The organism is Halobacillus sp. 12SKB (genome assembly GCF_052941655.1).
Map to the genome: position 1 here is coordinate 412,493 of NZ_JBRFWR010000001.1, position 18,143 is coordinate 430,635.

17 protein-coding genes and 3 riboswitches are annotated in these 18,143 nt (G+C 49.1%); of the genes, 2 read left to right on the forward strand and 15 right to left on the reverse strand.

Annotation, left to right across the window (positions count from 1 at the left end; all coding sequences use genetic code 11):
• Nucleotides 1-11 precede the first annotated feature (11 nt).
• The gene (locus tag ACQ4XT_RS02040) at nucleotides 12-128 is read left to right on the forward strand and encodes an EYxxD motif small membrane protein (protein ID WP_446852288.1); all 117 of its coding nucleotides are present in this window, start codon (nucleotides 12-14) and stop codon (nucleotides 126-128) included.
• On the opposite strand, the gene purD is transcribed toward ACQ4XT_RS02040, so the two are convergent.
• The 13 genes from purD to ACQ4XT_RS02105 form a co-directional block, all read right to left on the reverse strand.
• Nucleotides 90-1,373 carry a phosphoribosylamine--glycine ligase gene (gene purD, locus ACQ4XT_RS02045; protein WP_446852289.1) on the reverse strand — a complete coding sequence of 428 codons (1,284 nt, stop codon included), beginning with the start codon at nucleotides 1,371-1,373 and terminating at the stop codon, nucleotides 90-92. The genes ACQ4XT_RS02040 and purD overlap by 39 nt on opposite strands.
• A gap of 18 nt (nucleotides 1,374-1,391) precedes the next feature.
• Entirely contained in the window at nucleotides 1,392-2,924 is a 1,533-nt protein-coding gene (gene purH, locus ACQ4XT_RS02050; RefSeq protein WP_446852290.1) for a bifunctional phosphoribosylaminoimidazolecarboxamide formyltransferase/IMP cyclohydrolase, read from the reverse strand.
• On the reverse strand, nucleotides 2,921-3,499 hold the full coding sequence (purN, locus tag ACQ4XT_RS02055) for a phosphoribosylglycinamide formyltransferase (RefSeq protein WP_446852291.1): 579 nt from the start codon (nucleotides 3,497-3,499) through the stop codon (nucleotides 2,921-2,923). Before purN ends, purH begins: the two co-directional genes overlap by 4 nt.
• Entirely contained in the window at nucleotides 3,496-4,500 is a 1,005-nt protein-coding gene (purM, locus tag ACQ4XT_RS02060) for a phosphoribosylformylglycinamidine cyclo-ligase (RefSeq protein WP_446852292.1), read from the reverse strand. The genes purN and purM overlap by 4 nt, the downstream gene beginning before the upstream one ends.
• A 12-nt stretch (nucleotides 4,501-4,512) precedes the next feature.
• Nucleotides 4,513-5,925, reverse strand: coding sequence for an amidophosphoribosyltransferase (purF, locus tag ACQ4XT_RS02065; RefSeq protein ID WP_220585861.1), 1,413 nt, complete (start codon nucleotides 5,923-5,925; stop codon nucleotides 4,513-4,515).
• Nucleotides 5,901-8,126, reverse strand: a complete 2,226-nt coding sequence (gene purL, locus ACQ4XT_RS02070; protein WP_446852293.1) for a phosphoribosylformylglycinamidine synthase subunit PurL — start codon at nucleotides 8,124-8,126, stop codon at nucleotides 5,901-5,903. The genes purF and purL overlap by 25 nt, the downstream gene beginning before the upstream one ends.
• On the reverse strand, nucleotides 8,110-8,793 hold the full coding sequence (gene purQ / locus ACQ4XT_RS02075) for a phosphoribosylformylglycinamidine synthase subunit PurQ (protein WP_446852294.1): 684 nt from the start codon (nucleotides 8,791-8,793) through the stop codon (nucleotides 8,110-8,112). The genes purL and purQ overlap by 17 nt, the downstream gene beginning before the upstream one ends.
• Before the next feature lies 1 nt (nucleotide 8,794).
• A complete protein-coding gene (purS, locus tag ACQ4XT_RS02080) occupies nucleotides 8,795-9,040 on the reverse strand; it encodes a phosphoribosylformylglycinamidine synthase subunit PurS (protein ID WP_089651512.1) in 246 nt (81 codons plus the stop codon).
• Nucleotides 9,028-9,750: a phosphoribosylaminoimidazolesuccinocarboxamide synthase gene (purC, locus tag ACQ4XT_RS02085; RefSeq protein WP_446852295.1), complete on the reverse strand. Its 723-nt coding sequence runs from the start codon at nucleotides 9,748-9,750 to the stop codon at nucleotides 9,028-9,030. The genes purS and purC overlap by 13 nt, the downstream gene beginning before the upstream one ends.
• A 115-nt stretch (nucleotides 9,751-9,865) precedes the next feature.
• On the reverse strand, nucleotides 9,866-11,158 hold the full coding sequence (gene purB / locus ACQ4XT_RS02090) for an adenylosuccinate lyase (RefSeq protein ID WP_446852296.1): 1,293 nt from the start codon (nucleotides 11,156-11,158) through the stop codon (nucleotides 9,866-9,868).
• A gap of 10 nt (nucleotides 11,159-11,168) precedes the next feature.
• Nucleotides 11,169-12,776: a 5-(carboxyamino)imidazole ribonucleotide synthase gene (gene purK, locus ACQ4XT_RS02095; RefSeq protein WP_446852297.1), complete on the reverse strand. Its 1,608-nt coding sequence runs from the start codon at nucleotides 12,774-12,776 to the stop codon at nucleotides 11,169-11,171.
• Nucleotides 12,777-12,879: 103 nt separating this feature from the next.
• Nucleotides 12,880-12,980, reverse strand: a riboswitch (purine riboswitch).
• An 81-nt stretch (nucleotides 12,981-13,061) separates the two neighbouring features.
• Nucleotides 13,062-13,262, reverse strand: a complete 201-nt coding sequence (locus ACQ4XT_RS02100; protein ID WP_446852298.1) for an NETI motif-containing protein — start codon at nucleotides 13,260-13,262, stop codon at nucleotides 13,062-13,064.
• Nucleotides 13,231-13,800 (reverse strand): DUF2179 domain-containing protein, encoded by a 570-nt coding sequence (locus ACQ4XT_RS02105; protein WP_146815706.1) that lies wholly within the window; start codon nucleotides 13,798-13,800, stop codon nucleotides 13,231-13,233. Before ACQ4XT_RS02105 ends, ACQ4XT_RS02100 begins: the two co-directional genes overlap by 32 nt.
• A gap of 144 nt (nucleotides 13,801-13,944) precedes the next feature.
• Between ACQ4XT_RS02105 and ACQ4XT_RS02110 the strand changes: the two genes are divergently transcribed.
• Nucleotides 13,945-14,370 (forward strand): Hsp20/alpha crystallin family protein, encoded by a 426-nt coding sequence (locus tag ACQ4XT_RS02110; RefSeq protein ID WP_146815708.1) that lies wholly within the window; start codon nucleotides 13,945-13,947, stop codon nucleotides 14,368-14,370.
• 267 nt (nucleotides 14,371-14,637) lie between these two features.
• Here the strand turns inward: ACQ4XT_RS02110 and ACQ4XT_RS02115 are convergent, their stop codons facing one another.
• On the reverse strand, nucleotides 14,638-15,972 hold the full coding sequence (locus tag ACQ4XT_RS02115) for an NCS2 family permease (RefSeq protein WP_446852299.1): 1,335 nt from the start codon (nucleotides 15,970-15,972) through the stop codon (nucleotides 14,638-14,640).
• 222 nt (nucleotides 15,973-16,194) lie between these two features.
• Nucleotides 16,195-16,297, reverse strand: a riboswitch (purine riboswitch).
• A 79-nt stretch (nucleotides 16,298-16,376) separates the two neighbouring features.
• Complete coding sequence (gene guaA, locus ACQ4XT_RS02120; protein WP_446852300.1) at nucleotides 16,377-17,915, reverse strand: glutamine-hydrolyzing GMP synthase; 1,539 nt, start codon at nucleotides 17,913-17,915, stop codon at nucleotides 16,377-16,379.
• 108 nt (nucleotides 17,916-18,023) lie between these two features.
• Nucleotides 18,024-18,125: riboswitch (purine riboswitch) on the reverse strand.
• Between the last annotated feature and the right edge of the window lie 18 nt (nucleotides 18,126-18,143).

Genomic DNA, 18,143 nt, shown 5'->3' on the forward strand with positions numbered 1-18,143 from the left:
TCTTCAAAAGGATGAATCATATGGATTTTATGGAGTACTTCACAGACGTCGGTTTCGTCATCGTCACCATCATCGGTTCAATTGCCGCTTTATTCTATGTCGGCATGCGAAGCCGCCGAAGAGACTGATGAGCGTCCGATATCTCTTCGATAGAAAAAGTCGCCATGATTCTCAAATGGGCGGAGCGATTGATACGTACGGTCCAGCGCTTGCGGCAAGTCTTTTCCTTTATTTCCAATTAAGAGGACGCGTCCGCCGCTGGATACATACTTCCCGTCTTCCCAGGCTGTCCCCGCATGGACGACAAAACCGTCTTCATCCATTTCCACTTCAGGTAACGGACGCCCTTTTTCATAGGCTCCCGGATAGCCCTCGGAAGCAACGACAACTCCCGCACAAACTTCCTCCGACCATGTCAGGTCAGGATTCTTCCCATTCAGCACATCCATCATTACTTGTACAAGGTCATTTTTCAGTAGAGGTAAAACCACTTGCGTTTCAGGGTCTCCAAATCGCGCGTTGAACTCGATCACCTTCGGACCATCCGATGTTTCGATCAGTCCCGCATACAAGATCCCTGTAAACGGACGCCCTTCCTCCACCATTGCTTCGGCTACCGGTTTGACGATCGATTCGACAGCGAACACGTATGACCAATTATTCAATGCCTGCACAGGAGCGAAGGCACCCATACCGCCTGTATTCGGACCTTGATCTCCATCATAGGCCCGCTTATGGTCTTTCGCAGGGATCATCGGATAGACATTCGTACCATTCACAAATGCCATTAACGAAAACTCCTCCCCTGCCAAAAACTCTTCTACGACGATCTCCCGGCTCGCATCGCCGAACTGCCCATTTTCAAGCATATCTTCTGCTGCTGCTAACGCCTCGTCTACGGTTTCAGCTACGACGACACCTTTTCCTGCCGCCAGACCGTCTGCCTTCACGACAATCGGTGCGCCTTTTTCTCGAATATACGCTTGAGCGGCTCCCACATCTGAGAAGGCTTGATATCCAGCCGTCGCAACCCCATATTTGTGCATGAGCTGCTTAGCAAAATGCTTGCTTCCTTCGATAAGAGCAGCCGCTTTGGACGGACCAAACACCGGCAGCTCCGCTTCCTGGAAAGCATCCACTAAACCATCAAGCAAAGGGTTTTCCGGTCCTACCACGGTCAGTCCCACATTGTTTTCCCGGGCAAAAGCAACCAGCCCGCCAAAATCCTGCTCGCTCGTATCGATGCATTCAGCCATCTGACTCATCCCTGCGTTTCCAGGGGCAGCGAAAATGCGTTCCACCTGATCACTTTCTGCGAATTTTTGCACAAGGCTGTGTTCCCGGCCACCTCGGCCGACGACCAATACGTTCATAAGACTCCACCCTTTCGATTAGTGTTTGAAGTGACGCATTTTTGTAAAGACCATCGCGATGCCATGTTTGTTGCAGGCATCAATGGAATCTTGATCACGCTTGGAACCACCAGGCTGGATGATCGCGGTCACGCCTGCTTCCGCTGCAGCTTCAACGGTATCCGGCATTGGGAAAAAGGCATCGGAAGCCATGATGCTGCCTTCTGCTTTCTCACCTGCCTGCTCAAAAGCGATTTTCGCTGCGCCGACGCGGTTCATCTGTCCCGCACCAACACCGAGCGTACGGTCACCTTTCGCAACAACGATTGCGTTTGACTTCACATGTTTTACGACTTTCCAACCTAGTTTCAAATCTTCAAGCTCCTGTTCAGATGGCTTACGCTCTGTCGCCACTTCAAGCTCCACATCCTCAAGCGAACCTTCATCGGCATCCTGGACAAGTAGTCCGCCATTGACGGTCACAAGCTTATGAGCCGGACGATCCGCTTTCTTCATATCCACTTTCAACAGGCGCAAGTTTTTCTTCGTTGTCAGGATATCAAGCGCTTCTTGACTGAAGGACGGCGCAATGATGATCTCAAGGAAAATCTCTTTCAACTTCGCCGCCGTATCGGCATCGACTTCCCTGTTCATGGCAACGATTCCACCGAAAATCGACACAGGATCGCCTTCGTACGCTTTTACATACGCGTCATGCAAGTTCTCACCGACTCCGACGCCACATGGGTTCATGTGTTTGACTGCGACGGCTGCCGGCTGGTTGAACTCAAGTACAACTTCAAGAGCCGCGTTGGCATCCTGGATGTTGTTGTAGGAAAGTTCTTTTCCGTTCAGCTGTTCCGCTTCCGCGAGAGACGTGCCTCCGAAGTTCGCTTTCTTATAAAAAGCAGCGTTCTGGTGCGGGTTTTCTCCGTAACGTAAGGATTGAACTTTTTCATAAGTGACGGAATACGTCTCTGGAAATGGCTCTTCTGTCAAACCGGAAAAGTATTCCGCGATCATTGCATCGTAATTGGCGGTGTGACGGAACACTTTGGCTGCAAGCTTACGGCGGGACTCATAAGAAAGGGCATCGTTCTCAAGACCTTCCACGACCTCATCGTAATCGGCCGGGTCCACCACGACTGCGACGTCTTCAAAACTCTTCGCAGCAGAGCGAAGCATCGTCGGGCCGCCGATATCGATGTTCTCAATCGCATCCGCTTCTGTGACGCCTTCCTTCGCGATTGTTTCTTTGAACGGATACAAATTGACGGCCACAAGATCGATGGTCTCAATCTTTAGTTCCTCGAGCTGCTTCCTATGTTCTTCATTGGAGCGCTTAGCAAGCAGTCCACCATGGACCGAAGGATGAAGCGTCTTCACACGTCCGTCCATGATTTCCGGGAATTCAGTTACATCGGAAATGGATTGCACCGGGACTCCTGCTTCCTCAATGGCTCGTTTCGTGCCACCTGTAGAAATAAGTTCAAAGTCGAGTTCATGTAGTTTTTTTGCAAAATCAGCCAATCCTTGTTTGTTGGATACGCTCAGTAGGGCACGTTTCTTCATTGAGATTCCTCCTTGATGAATAATGATTGAATCACTTGTGGGTAGAGACGGTGTTCGACCGCCTGGATTTTGTCTTTCACATCGTCCGCTGTGTCGTTCTCTTTGATATCGATGGCTTCCTGAGCGATGATTGGTCCTGTATCCATGCCGGCATCGACATAATGGACCGTCACGCCGGTCACTTTCACCTTTTTCTCGAGAGCCTGACCGATGGCATCTTTTCCAGGGAATGCAGGAAGCAGAGACGGGTGGATGTTAACGATGCGACGCTCATAAGGCTTCAATAACGTCGGTCCGATGAGTCTCATATATCCGGCGAGTACGATGAATTCAATTCCCCGCTGCTGGCAGTCATCGAGCACGGCCTGCTCATAGGCGGCTTTATCAGCAAAACTTTTCGCCCGGTAAACGACGGTATCGATTTCATACTTCTGTGCCTTTTCGATGACAGGGGCACCGATGCGGTCACAGACGAGCAGGGCGATGTTCGCTTCAAGCTCCCCGGATTCTACTTTACTGACGATCGCATCGAAATTCGAACCCGTACCGGAGGCGAAGACAGCGATGTTGGTCATATCCCCTGCACTCCTTCCTCGTTGGTCACTTTCCCGATGACAACCGCATCGTCACACGCACCGAAAGCGGCGTTCACATCAGAAGGATCAAGCACGACGACCATGCCGATACCCATGTTGAACACACCGAACATTTCCTCATCGCTGATTGTCCCTTTTTCCTGTAAAAAGCGGAACACCTCAGGCACCTGCCAGCTGTCGGTGTCGATTTCACACCCAAGTCCTTCGGGCAGTGTTCGTGGAAGGTTTTCGTAAAAACCACCTCCGGTAATGTGCGCGATACCTTTGATGGTGGTGTTTTTCTTCAGCGATTGAATCTCAGGAACATAAATACGCGTCGGTGTCAGCAGGACATCTCCAAGCGTCCGGGCCCAGCCTGCAGGTACCGTAGCGAGATCAAGGTCTGCGATGAGTTTCCTGACAAGAGAGAAGCCGTTCGAATGAACACCGGTGGAAGGAAGACCGACTAAAACGTCTCCTTCTTTGATCTCATCCCCTGTGATAATCTGCTCCTTATCAGCCATTCCGACGACAAAGCCGGCGAGGTCATATTCATCCGCCTCATACATGCCGGGCATTTCCGCTGTTTCGCCACCGACTAAAGCAGCACCGGACTGTTCACAGCCATCCGAAATCCCTTTGACGATCTGTTCAATTCGGGCAGGGTCATTTTTTCCACAGGCAATGTAATCCAAAAATAAAAGCGGATCTGCGCCCTGGGCGACGATATCGTTGACACACATCGCGACGACATCTACGCCGATTGTATCATGCTGATCCATCTCAAACGCGAGCTTCAGCTTCGTTCCGACTCCGTCTGTACCTGTCACAAGGACGGGCTGTTCATAGCTCATGCCACTGAGGTCAAACAATCCAGCGAAAGAGCCGAGCCCTCCCATCACTTCCGGACGCATGGTGCGGGCGACATGCTTTTTCATCCGTTCGACCGCTTCGTAACCAGCTTCAACATCGACTCCCGCCTGTTTATACGATTGACTCATCTCGCTTCCCTCCTATGCTTTTTCATATGGATGCATCGTGTTCGGATAAATTTCTGTCGGGTAATTACCTGTAAAACACGCCATGCAACCGCCGTGTTTCAACGACTCTTCTCCTTGATAAATGCTGTCGTTCAAGCCCTGGACCGATAAAAAAGCAAGGCTGTCCGCGCCGATCTGCTCTTCAATTTCCTCGACGGAATTGTTCGCAGCAATCAGCTCACCGCTGTTTGAGGTATCAATGCCGTAGTAGCAAGGATTTTGAATAGGAGGAGACGCTATTCGCACATGGACTTCCTTCGCTCCCGCTTCCTTCAGCATCTTCACAATTCGGCGGCTCGTCGTTCCCCTCACGATCGAATCATCGACCATGACGACCTTCTTCCCCTCGACGATCCCTCGAACGGCAGAGAGCTTCATTTTTACTCCTTGTTCGCGGAGCTCCTGGGACGGTTGAATGAAGGTACGGCCGACATAGCGGTTTTTGATCAATCCAAGCTCATATGGAATGCCGGATGCTTCCGCATATCCGATGGCTGCAGAAATGCTTGAGTCAGGCACACCTGTTACGACGTCCGCATCAATCGGAGCTTCTTCTGCCAGCGATTTGCCCATCCGTTTGCGGGAGGCGTGAACATTCTTTCCATCAAGGTTGCTGTCAGGTCTTGAAAAGTAGACATATTCCATGGAACAGAGCGTGCGTTGAATGGGAGCAGAGAACCGTTTGGATTCTATGCCCTCATCCGATATGATCAAGAGTTCACCAGGGTCGATTTCCCTGTCATACTCAGCCCCTACTACATCAAAAGCACACGTTTCTGAAGAGACGACCCATGATTCACCAAGATGGCCAAGACTGAGCGGACGCAATCCACGCGGGTCATTGGCAACAAACATGCGGTCCTCCGTCATGACAAGAAACGCATACGCGCCTTTGATCATCGATAGAGCTTCCATGATCGCCTGCTCAAGAGGCAGATGGCGCGCTCGTTTGATCAAGTGGGCGACAACTTCGGTATCCGACGTCGTCTGCAAAATGCTTCCCTGTGCCTCCAGCTGGTTTTTCAGTGCCTGGGCATTCACGAGGTTTCCATTATGAGCAAGGGCCAATCCGCCCGTCTGGGAGCGGAAAAGCAGCGGCTGAATATTTTCATAGCCGCCATCCCCAGCCGTAGCGTAGCGCACGTGACCGATCGAAGCATGGCCACTCAAGTCCTCGAGTTGATTTTCAGAGAAAACTTCATTGATCAGACCGTGTCCTTTAGCAAGTTTCAACTGTTCCCCGTCCGTTGTGACAATTCCAGCTCCCTCCTGACCGCGGTGTTGGAGGGCATGTAAACCGTAATACGTCAGCTGGGCCGAATCCTGATGACCCCAGACGCCAAAAATGCCGCATTCTTCATTTAAACCTTTGATTTCAGCAAGCATCCGATCGCTCCTTTCCACGCTTCTTTCAGCACTGATGTCTTTTCTTCCAGGACGACGCCTTCCTGCTTGATTCTGTACACCCCGTTTTCCGTGACGGTTCCGATCAGACGAGCGTCTGTGACACTCTGTTCGAACGCTCCCTTTTGTTCCGGCGCGACGGTGACGATAAAGCGTGACTGCGATTCTGCAAATAACACTGTGACCGGTTCACCATCGAGAGTCACTTCACAACCGAACTCGTTTTCAAACAGCTTTTCTGCAAGGGCGACCGCTAAGCCGCCTTCGGATACGTCATGAGCAGAGACGACATGTCCTGCGCGGATCGCTGTCAGCAGCTGCTTTTGACGGTTATACTCTGTCTTTAAATCGATGGAAGGAGCTTTTCCGAAATGCTTTCCTTCAAGCAAGCCCTGCAGTTCACTCCCACCGAATTCTGCATGCGTCTCTCCGATCACATAAATCAAATCCCCGGCGTTCTGAGCATGAGAACGCGTAATGTGGGCGACATCATCAATCAAGCCGACCATACCGACGATTGGAGTCGGGTAAATCGCCTGACCTCCGAATGATTCGTTATACAAGCTGACATTCCCACCGATGACAGGCGTTTCAAGATCACGGCATGCCTCACTCATGCCATCGACGCTTTTTTCCATCTGCCAAAAGATTTCCGGATTTTCCGGTGACCCGAAGTTGAGACCGTCTGTAATACCCAATGGGCGGCCACCGGAGCAGACGATGTTTCTCGCCGCTTCAGCGACTGCAATTTTCCCACCGACTTCAGGATCCACATAGAGATAGCGGGAGTTGCAGTCGGTCGTCATCGCAAGTGCCTTGTTCGTTCCGCGTACGCGAAGCACAGCCGCATCGGACCCTGGTGTAACGACGGTATTCGTCTGGACCATAGAATCATACTGATCGTACACCCATTCTTTGCTGGCGATTGTCGGCTGTTTCAATAGATTCACCAATGTCTCCCGGTAGTCTGTGATTTCCGGAATGTAACCTTCCATCCTTTGAAACTCCTCATAATAAGCAGGCACGCTGGACGGTTGATGATAGACCGGCGCATCCTCAGCAAGAGAATCAACAGGAACATCAGCGACCATTTCCCCGTGATGCTCGAGACGGAAGCGTTTCGTATCCGTCACTTCACCGACCGCTACCGCTTCAAGGTTATACTTACGGAATACTTTCGCAATCTCTTCTTCGCGTCCTTTTTCTACGACAAGAAGCATGCGTTCCTGAGATTCCGAGAGCATCATTTCATAGGCTGTCATATTTTCTTCACGCTGCGGGATGTGATCGAGATTCATCGTCATCCCCGTCCCTGCTTTACTTGCCATTTCACTGGCTGATGATGTGAGACCTGCTGCCCCCATATCTTGAATACCGACAAGAGCATCGTGCTGGATGACATCAAGACAAGCTTCGATGAGCAGTTTTTCCATGAACGGATCCCCTACTTGTACATTTGGGCGCTTTTCTTCGGACTCTTCCGACAACTCTTCCGATGCGAAGGTAGCACCGTGGATGCCGTCACGCCCGGTTTTGGCTCCGACATACATGACCGTGTTACCAATGCCTGCAGCGATTCCTTTTTGAATATCCTTATGATCGATCAATCCGACACACATCGCATTGACGAGTGGATTTCCGTTGTATGCATCATCAAACTGGACTTCACCGCCGACGGTCGGCACGCCGACACAGTTGCCGTAACCGGCGATGCCACGGACGACTTCTTCAAAAAGATACTTCACACGCGGCTGTTGCAATGAACCGAACCTGAGTGAATTCAAAAGCGCAATCGGACGGGCCCCCATCGAGAAGACGTCACGCAGGATGCCGCCGACGCCTGTAGCTGCGCCTTGATAGGGTTCAACGGCAGACGGGTGGTTGTGGCTTTCAATTTTGAAAACGACGGCCTGATCATCACCGATATCAATGATTCCTGCACCTTCTCCGGGACCTTGGAGCACGTGTGCACCTTCGGTCGGAAACTTTTTCAAAAGCGGTTTGGAGTTCTTGTAGCTGCAATGTTCCGACCACATGACGGAAAACAAACCGGTTTCCGTGTAATTCGGACGGCGGCCTAGAATCGAGCGGATGGAAGCATACTCGTCATCCTTCAGCCCCATCTCTCTATAGATGTGCTGTTCTTCGATTTGTTCTGGACTGATCTCAAGCATTGATGGCATGGTGTTCCCTCCAGTGTGTCAAAATCGATTCAAATAGACGAAGACCGTCATCATGACCAAGAAGCGCTTCGACCGCCCGCTCCGGGTGTGGCATCATGCCGAGCACATTTCCTTGTTCATTCGTAATACCGGCAATATCTCCGACGGACCCGTTCGGGTTCTGGTCATACGTAAAGACAATCTGCTTGTTGTTTTGAAGCTTCTGAAGCGTTTCTTCGTCACAAAAATAATTGCCGTCTCCGTGAGCGATCGGAATTTGGATTTTTTCCTTTTCCTTGTATTGACGAGTGAACATCGTGTCGGCATTTTCAACCGTCAAGGTTTCAAAGTGGCACATGAATTTAAGCTTTTCATTCGGAAGCATCGCACCTGGCAGAAGACCCATTTCGAGAAGGATTTGGAATCCGTTGCAAACCCCAAGGACTGGTTTTCCTGCCTCAGCCGCTTCCCGGATTTGTGTGATGACATCAGACGTCGAGGCAATGGCACCTGAACGCAGGTAGTCACCATAAGAGAAGCCGCCCGGCAGTAGAATCCCGTCATAGTTTGCTAGATTCGCTTCCTTATACCAGACAAGATCCGCTTCTGCTCCAAGCTGATCCTTCACAGCAAAGTACATATCACGGTCACAATTCGATCCTGGAAAAACGATGACAGCGAATTTCACGTTAACCCGCCTCCTCAATCGTGTAGCTGTAATTTTCGATGACAGGGTTGGCAAGAAGCTGGTCACACATGCGGTCGATTTCCGCTTCGAGGTTGTCACTGTCTTCAACCATCACTTCCATGTATTTTCCAACGCGTACGTCCTGGACATTGTTGTATTCCAACGATTGCAGAGAATTGTGGACGGCTTTCCCCTGCGGATCAAGGACACCTTCTTTTAATGTGATATGGATCTTTACTTTGCGCATATGCTCTCCTCCAGTCGATGTAGTATGTTTTTGTACGTATCGATCAAGTCACCGGTACTTTCCCGGAAGACGTCTTTATCCATTTTCTCGCCTGTTTCCTGATCCCAGAGCCTGCACGTATCCGGGGAAATTTCATCAGAAAGGACGATCGTGCCGTCATTGAGGCGGCCGAATTCCAATTTGAAGTCGACAAGCGTCAATCCTGCTGAGTGGAAAAGCTTTTGAAGTTCTATATTGATGTCTAACGCCTGCTGTTTAATAAACGTGAGTTCTTCTTCCGTGATGTTCGTCAGGTGATAGGCATGGACATCGTTGATGAGCGGGTCATTCAATTCGTCTTTCTTGTAAAACAATTCAATGATCGGTGGAGTGAAGCTCGTTTTTTCCTCGATCCCGAGCCGGCGTGTAATGCTGCCAGCCGCCTGGTTGCGGACGACGACTTCAAGGGGAATGATGTTCGTTCGTCTGACCAGTTGTTCGGTATCGTTCAGAGCTTTAATAAAGTGGGTCGTAATGTTGTGCTGGTGTAAGTATTGAAATACTTTCGAGGTAATCAAGTTATTGAGGCGTCCTTTGCCTGCGAACTCATCTTTTTTCTTGCCATTAAATGCTGTAGCGTCATCTTTATAAGATAAAACGAGCTGATCCGACTCATCCGTCGTATGATACACCCGTTTCGCCTTCCCTTCGTACAATAAAGAACCCTTCATACAAAAACACCTCGCTAAGGAATTGGGATTTTTTGTATGACCTGGTACACCAGTTTCTGGCGTACCAGGTCATACAGTATTTTCCATAATCTCACCGTTATCTTTCGGCTGCTTTTTACAGGCCGATGCGGTCGAAGATGCGGTCGACTTGTTTCAGGTGGTGCTTGTAGTCAAAGCATGCATCCAACTGTTCTTTGGACAGGGTGGATGTGATCTTATCATCTGCTTCAATCAGCTCACGGAACGGAATGCCGCGCTCCCAGGCTTCCATAGCTTTCGGCTGGACGAGGTCATACGCTTCTTCGCGCACGAGACCTTCATCGATGAGCGTCAGCAATACACGCTGGGAGAAGATGAGTCCGTATGTTTTCTCCATATTTTCCTGCATCCGTTCAGGGAAGACCGTCAAGTTCTTCACGATGTTGCCAAAACGGTTCAACATATAATTCAAAGCGATCGTTGCATCAGGCAGGATAATGCGCTCTGCGGAAGAGTGAGAGATGTCACGTTCATGCCAAAGCGGTACATTTTCAAAGGCCGTCAGCATATTACCGCGCAGCACGCGTGCCATTCCGGTCATATTTTCAGAACCGATCGGATTGCGTTTGTGTGGCATCGCTGAGGATCCTTTTTGCCCTTTAGCGAAAAATTCCTCAACTTCACGCGTTTCCGTTTTTTGCAGCCCACGGATTTCCACCGCAATTTTTTCAATGGAAGTAGCAACCAAAGCAAGTGTGGAAACATAATGAGCATGACGATCACGCTGCAAAGTCTGTGTTGAAACTGGGGCCGGCTTCAGGCCAAGCTTTTCACACACATATTCTTCAACAAAAGGATCGATGTTCGCATATGTTCCGACCGCTCCAGAAAGCTTACCGAACTGAATGTGGTCCATCGCAAGGTCCAAACGCTCTAAATTACGTTTCATTTCTTCATAGTATAGAGCAAGCTTCAGTCCAAACGTCGTCGGCTCAGCATGAACGCCATGGGTGCGCCCCATCATGACCGTGTGTTTGTGTTCCTTTGCCTTTTCACCAAGGATTTCGATGAAGTTGACGAGGTCTTTGCGGATGATTTCATTCGCCTGCTTCAATTGATAGGAGAGGGCCGTGTCCACAACGTCTGTCGAAGTCAGCCCGTAGTGCACCCACTTGCGTTCTTCTCCGACCGTTTCAGAAACGGCACGAGTGAAGGCTACCACGTCGTGACGGGTTTCTGCTTCAATTTCGTGAATACGGTCGATGGAGAAGGAAGCACCCTCGCGCAGCTTCTTCACGTCTTCTTTCGGGATGACCCCAAGTTCACTCCAGGCTTCACACGCTAAAAGTTCGACCTCAAGCCAGGCCTGGTATCTATTTTCTTCTGTCCAAATTGCACCCATTTCCGGGCGTGTATAACGTTCGATCATTGTCTTCCTCCTACCATAAATGGATCTGATTTTCTGTGATGCGTTTGTCGATTTCTTCTAAGTTGTCACCAACAAAGGTGATGTGCCCCATTTTTCGGGTCTGACGGGCTTCTTTCTTTCCATAGTCATGAAAATGAAAGCCGTGGTAATATTCCAGACGATCCAGCAAAATGCCCCGGTGTTTGCCGAGCACGTTCACCATCACCGCTGCGCCGAACGAATGAACAGGTAACAGTGGGAGACCGCAGATCGCACGGATGTGCTGTTCGAATTGCGATACGCTGCACGCTTCAATCGTATAGTGGCCGGAGTTGTGAGGTCGTGGAGCCATTTCGTTGATGAAAATATCATCACCTTTCACGAACATCTCCACAGCGAATGTACCGACCACTCCGATTCGTTCAGCTAAAACTTCAACCGCTTCACGCGCGCGCTCTTCCACATGACCAGGAACAGTTGCTGGAACTCTTGATTCATGCAAAATGTGGTTCTTATGGATATTTTCCGCAATCGGGAACGGGATGATACGTCCATCCATTCCTCTTGTGAACACTTGAGAAATTTCAAGGTCGAATTCAAGCCACTGCTCTACGATATAGGTGCCGCCTTCTTTCATAAAAGAGCGGACCTCTTCGAGATGCGTTTCATCTTCGATTTTCTGCTGTCCCTTGCCATCATAGCCGCCGCTGACCGTCTTGATGACAGCAGGGTAGCCTGTGACCTCCAGCGCGGGTCCCACCTCTTCAAAAGTGTTTACGATGCGATACTCAGGAACCGACAGTCCAGCATCGACCGCGACTTCCTTTTCTTTCGCTCTGTTCTGGGTCACCTCAAGCGCGAATGCTCCTTGCGGCAGCTTCCCTTTTTCTTCAAAAAGCCGGGCGACATCAAGGTCGACGTTTTCAAATTCATAGGTGATCACGTCACTGACCGTACTCAATCGCTCCGCTGCTTCCAAGTCATCGTATGCAGCGACGATGTGTTCCTCGGCAATCGAGGCACAAGGACAGTTTTCTGCAGGATCAAGCACGGCGATTCGATAGCCCATATGTCTCGCTGCGACAGCCATCATCCGGCCGAGCTGTCCGCCTCCTAGAATTCCAATCGTTCTTCCTGGTCGAATCACGTCAGCTTTCACGAGATCCCTCCTCATTCCGTCCACTTTATCTACCATCTGACGGCGATAGTCTGATAGTTTTGCTGCTACTTTCTGATCGAAAGCTCCAATCATTTCAGCTGCCAGAAGTCCAGCATTCTTCGCTCCTGCTTTCCCGATTGCAACGGTTGCAACGGGAACGCCCCCAGGCATCTGAACAATGGATAAGAGTGAATCCAGTCCTTGCAAAGCTTTCGATTCTACCGGAACTCCGATAACCGGCAGTGTCGTTTTGGATGCGACCATTCCTGGTAAGTGAGCCGCACCCCCTGCTCCTGCAATAATCACTTTCAACCCTTTTTCCCGGGCTGTATCTGCGTATGTGAACATATCTTCCGGTGTACGATGTGCCGAGATGATTTCTTTTTCATAATCGATCGAAAGCTCATCCAAAACGCTGCACGCTTCTTTCATCGTTTCCCAATCTGAAATGCTGCCCATGATGATGCCTACACTTGCCATCGAATCCCTCTTTTCTTTCGTAGCATTAAAAATGCCTGCTCGACGCCCCTCAAAAAATGAGAGGAGTCGAACAGGCACACGTGTGTCCGGTCTGAGAAAGCGTTAAAGCTTAAGCTCCCCTCATAGTCCGGAAATTTACGGTTCCCAGGTAGAGACGTACGGGCCATATCCCCGTCATATATGAGGTCGTCTATGCAATTCTGCCTTCATCATATCAATTCCTGTTTGCAGATGTCAACGCAAATATCGAACATTAACAAAAACCTAACAAATGATCGTTCGGTTTTATCCCTTTACAGCATGAAATACAATCGTTTTACCTACAGGTTCCATCACTTTTTCGCCATTACGAGTTTCTTCACGGAAAACAGGTTCTTCCGCGCGACGGATCGGAGTGTAACCTTCTTTCTTCATGCGGTCGAGACATTGACCGATCGTTTCATTTTCCCCGACTTCAAAGCGCTTCTTGTTGTTCTTTTTGGGCATCGCGAATTTTTCCTCTCTTTACGGATTTCACCCAGAATCCACCATGGATCTGCTTCGGTTCATACGCCACGATAAAAGCTTTTGGATCAATATCCCGGATCGTTTCGTACAACGACAGCTCATACTTCCGAGGCGTCAGAATCTGCATCGCTAAACGGTCACCTTCCATGCCATACGCGTACCAGCTTGTAACCCCGTATCCTTTTTCACGAAGTCTGCGGGTGAATTCGATGTCTGGGTCTGAAGATATCACATTAACTGTAATATACCCGAGAGCGAGCTTCTCTTCAATCTTCATCCCAACGATGACACCAAGACCATACCCGACGGCATAAGCAATGACGTTTTCAATTTGATCCAGGCGGTCGAGGACGAGCCCCAGCCCGAAAATGTACGTCACGATTTCGAACATGCTGATGAACGCAGCAAAATAACGCTGTCCCTTCAGTGTAAAAATCATCCGGAGGGTAAAAAACGAAACATAGACAATGTTGACAGCTAAAATGATTCCGATCAGCAATAATGGGTTTTCAAGCATATTAGAGAGCCTCCTACACTAGTGTTTGGCAAAAAACGTGACATTCACCTAGTCGATGTTCTTTGCATACACTATAAACCATGAGAAGAGACGTGCACAACAGATTTATAACGCAATCTATGACATTTTTTGGAGGCCGATGATATGAATCAATTCAAAGATTGGAAAACCAACCTCGACCGCTTCTTCGGGCAGGATTTCTGGGGAGACTTCGACGGCATGATGAAACCCGCCGTTCCGGCCATCAACCTGTATCAATACGACAATGAACTGCTTTGTTTCGTTAACATTCCCGGGATGAACCACCCGAAAAATGTTGACGTCCTTGTCGATCATTCAACATTGACTCTGAGTGGAAAGATTGAAATCAACAACCGCGGGGGACATCAGATCAAATCAGAGATCGCCGACGGCTCGTTTGAAAGAAGCATTGATCTTCCTTTTCCGGTAAGGCATGACAAAGTGGAAGCGACGTATAAGCATGGACTGCTTGTGATTCAGCTTCACCGCTATATATCCGATTCCACAAAACAGCGACCGATTACGATCCGCCATTTAGAGGATGAATAAAACCGGCAGCCGATTGCGGCATGCCGGTTTCTTTTTGCCGATCGTGGCGGGTCGCTCTAGCTTCCGCTGATATATTAGCAGCTTTGGTGCTGTTAATAGCAGGTTCATCGAATATATTAGCAACTTTCAGCATATATTAGCGAGTTTTCCTATTATATTAGCAACTCCACCTTATCGGTGGCTTTAGACACTTTATCGGTCAGTTACACCAGTTTATCAGCGACTTCAGCCCATTTATCAGTCAGTTTCGCTATTTTATCCGTATCTTTACGCCAGGAAGATAAAGTACAGCACAAAAATAACAAACAGGAAGTACATAATCGGGTGAATCTCTTTTCCGCGCCCCTTCAACAGCATCGTAATCGGATAGAAAATGAATCCGATGGCAATACCCGTCGCAATGCTGTAGGTCATCGGCATTGCAGCAATCGTAAAGAAGGCAGGAACAGCGATCTCAAACTGATCCCAATCGATATTTTTCAACGTAGAAGCCATGAGCACACCAACGATAATCAATGCTGGCGCCGTCACTTCCGCGGTAACCACAGATAGTAGTGGTGAGAAGAAAAGCGCCAAAATGAAGAATCCAGCGGTGACCACAGAGGTGAACCCTGTACGTCCTCCAGCTCCAACACCAGCGGTGGACTCAATGTAAGAGGTCGTCGTTGAAGTACCGACGGCCGCACCAACGACTGTCGCTGCTGAATCGGCAAATAATGCACGGTTGGCACGCGGCAATTTATTATCCTTCATAAAACCAGCTTGCGTCGCTACAGCTACAAGCGTCCCAGCTGTATCGAAAAAGTCGACGAATAAGAAAGTTAAAATGACGACAAGCATCTCAATCGTAAAAATTTCACCGAAATGTGTGAAGGCGGCACCGAAAGTCGGCGCAACACTTGGAGCAGTACTCACAATATCTCCAAAGCCAGACGGTGGAGCAATCAATCCTGTCACCATTCCTGCGATGGATGTCAGGACCATTCCGTAAAAAATACCGCCTTTCAAGCCCATCGCCATCAGCATGATACTGACAATGATTCCAAAGATCGAAAGCAACGTCGGCCCTGCCGTCAAGTCTCCGAGCTGTACGAGTGTCGCATCACTGTTCTGCACAATCCCGGAGTTCTGAAAACCGATGAAGGCGATAAACAAGCCGATTCCGGCACCGACCGCTAGCTTTAGGTTTGCAGGAATCGCATCGATGATCATCGTCCGCAGGCCTGTTACAGTTAATACAATAAAAATAAGTCCTGAAGCCAAAACGCCTGCGAGCGCTGTTTCCCAAGGAATTCCGAAACCTAAAACGACCGTGTAGGCGAAAAATGCGTTCAAACCCATGCCCGGAGCAAGAGCGATCGGATATTTCGCGAACAAACCCATAATCAGTGTACCGACAGCCGCTGCAACCGCCGTTGCTGTGAATACGGCTCCTTTATCAATCCTTGTTACACCTTCCGGAAGCTGCTCAATTCCATCAAGTGCAAGAGTAGATGGGTTGACGAACAAAATGTACGCCATCGCGAGGAAGGTCGTTAAACCTGCCATAAACTCTCTGCGATACGTCGTCCCAAACTTTTCAAACTTAAAAAACTTACTCATAACCATTTCCTCCCCTTTTCCCTCTATTTATCTCACGCCGCCACTCTATACGTGCCCAGTACGAAATAATAATTTCCTATACACGACACTTGGGTCGCCACCTGGTCCGCTTTCTCTTTTTATCGAACCAGGTACCAAAAAAAAGACACTCCTGGAAGCTCCAAGAGTGTCTACATCTATACGAAGGAAACGGACGAAAGGTGCAACCTATAGAGGTCTCCCTTATCATCTATTCACCAACGTAGTCAGACCGATTTACGGTAGTCTGGTAGAAACTCATGGGCCTTATCCCCAAAATTATACGACGGCGTTGCTTTATTCATTTGTCTCTATCTTACAAGCTTCGACATCGTTCGTCAACCCTAAACCCGAACATTATTATAAAAAATGAACCTAACGTTCGATTATTCCCACTCGATTGTTGCAGGTGGCTTACTCGTTACATCGTACACGACGCGGTTGATGTGGTCGACTTCGTTGACGATTCGAGTAGAGATTTTCTCAAGGACGTCCCATGGGATACGCGCCCAGTCTGATGTCATTCCATCAATGGATGTAACGGCACGGATCCCGATGGTGTAATCATACGTACGCTCATCGCCCATGACTCCAACGGAACGGATGTCCGGAAGCACGGTGAAGTACTGCCAAATGTCACGGTCAAGACCTGCTTTTTTAATTTCATCACGAAGGACATAGTCTGATTCGCGGACGATTTCAAGTTTCTCTTCGGTCACTTCACCAAGCACACGGATGGCAAGTCCCGGTCCCGGGAATGGCTGGCGCCAGACGATGTGCTCAGGCACACCCAGCTCTGTTCCAAGCGCACGGACTTCATCTTTGAACAAAGTGTTAAGAGGCTCAATCAATTCGAATTGCATGTCCTCAGGAAGGCCACCAACATTGTGGTGAGACTTGATCGTCTGTGCTGTCTCTGTACCACTTTCGATAATATCGGTGTACAACGTTCCTTGTGCCAGGAAGTCGATTTCCTTCAGTTTTTCTGCTTCATCATCAAAGACATAAATGAATTCATTGCCGATGATCTTACGCTTCTTCTCAGGATCGGATACACCCGCAAGCTTGCTCATGAAACGGTCTTTGGCGTCAATTTTAAGAATGTTCATATTAAAGCCGTCTCCAAGGGTGCGCATAACATCATCCGCTTCATTTTTACGAAGCAATCCATGATCGACAAAAATACATGTGAGCTGATCACCAATGGCACGGTGGATCAAAGCAGCGACGACAGAAGAATCCACGCCACCACTCAAGGCACACAATACTTTGCGGTCGCCGACTTGTTCACGGATTTTCTCCACTTCCATCTCGACGACATGTTCCATCGTCCAATCATCGGTCGCCTCACAAACATCGAAAACGAAACTGCGGAGGATGTCGTTTCCATATTCAGAATGACGGACTTCCGGGTGGAACTGAACCCCATACATGCGCGCTTCATCGTTACTGATAGCGGCTACCGGGCAGGACGGGCTTGTCGCATCCACCTGGAAACCTTCCGGAGCTTCGATGACTTTATCACTGTGACTCATCCAAACCGTTTGTTCTCTCGGTGTTTTAGCAAAAATAACCGGCTCTTTTGCCACGTTAATATCTGCTTTTCCATATTCACGCTCTTTGGCACGTTCGACTTTTCCACCGAAATGATGGGTCATCAATTGCATGCCATAGCAAATTCCAAGGACTGGAATACCAAGTTCAAAAATCTGCTCGTCACAACGGAAGCTGTCCTCTCCATAGACACTGTTCGGTCCACCGGATAGGATGATTCCACTCGGGTTCATTTCCTTAATCTCTTCGATGCTCATTTTGTGAGAGTGAAGCTCACTATACACACCGAATTCACGGATTCTTCGTGTGATCAATTGGTTATACTGGCTCCCGAAGTCCAGCACGAGAATCATGCCTTGTACTTGTTCCATTTGTTCCACTCCTTGATCTATAGACTTTGATTTTCATAAAAAAATGGATGGATCCCCTGCCTCAAATCAACGACGACGAAGGCAGAAATCCATCCATGTACATACATGTCACGTGATTCCCACCTTCATAGTCAGGGCGTTTACGGTGCCCCGGTAGAGACTCTCGGGCCATATTCCCGAGGATATACGAAGGAAGAATGCATCTGATAATTTTCATTCATTCTATCA

Bases quoted from the DNA above. Each gene is read 5' to 3' on its own strand.
- ACQ4XT_RS02040 (WP_446852288.1), top strand. From the start codon at position 12: ATGAATCATATGGATTTTATGGAGTACTTCACAGACGTCGGTTTCGTC.
- purD (WP_446852289.1), bottom strand. From the start codon at position 1,373: ATGAACGTATTGGTCGTCGGCCGAGGTGGCCGGGAACACAGCCTTGTG.
- purH (WP_446852290.1), bottom strand. From the start codon at position 2,924: ATGAAGAAACGTGCCCTACTGAGCGTATCCAACAAACAAGGATTGGCT.
- purN (WP_446852291.1), bottom strand. From the start codon at position 3,499: ATGACCAACATCGCTGTCTTCGCCTCCGGTACGGGTTCGAATTTCGAT.
- purM (WP_446852292.1), bottom strand. From the start codon at position 4,500: ATGAGTCAATCGTATAAACAGGCGGGAGTCGATGTTGAAGCTGGTTAC.
- purF (WP_220585861.1), bottom strand. From the start codon at position 5,925: ATGCTTGCTGAAATCAAAGGTTTAAATGAAGAATGCGGCATTTTTGGC.
- purL (WP_446852293.1), bottom strand. From the start codon at position 8,126: ATGCCATCAATGCTTGAGATCAGTCCAGAACAAATCGAAGAACAGCAC.
- purS (WP_089651512.1), bottom strand. From the start codon at position 9,040: ATGCGCAAAGTAAAGATCCATATCACATTAAAAGAAGGTGTCCTTGAT.
- purC (WP_446852295.1), bottom strand. From the start codon at position 9,750: ATGAAGGGTTCTTTATTGTACGAAGGGAAGGCGAAACGGGTGTATCAT.
- purB (WP_446852296.1), bottom strand. From the start codon at position 11,158: ATGATCGAACGTTATACACGCCCGGAAATGGGTGCAATTTGGACAGAA.
- purK (WP_446852297.1), bottom strand. From the start codon at position 12,776: ATGGCAAGTGTAGGCATCATCATGGGCAGCATTTCAGATTGGGAAACG.
- ACQ4XT_RS02100 (WP_446852298.1), bottom strand. From the start codon at position 13,262: ATGCCCAAAAAGAACAACAAGAAGCGCTTTGAAGTCGGGGAAAATGAA.
- ACQ4XT_RS02105 (WP_146815706.1), bottom strand. From the start codon at position 13,800: ATGCTTGAAAACCCATTATTGCTGATCGGAATCATTTTAGCTGTCAAC.
- ACQ4XT_RS02110 (WP_146815708.1), top strand. From the start codon at position 13,945: ATGAATCAATTCAAAGATTGGAAAACCAACCTCGACCGCTTCTTCGGG.
- ACQ4XT_RS02115 (WP_446852299.1), bottom strand. From the start codon at position 15,972: ATGAGTAAGTTTTTTAAGTTTGAAAAGTTTGGGACGACGTATCGCAGA.
- guaA (WP_446852300.1), bottom strand. From the start codon at position 17,915: ATGGAACAAGTACAAGGCATGATTCTCGTGCTGGACTTCGGGAGCCAG.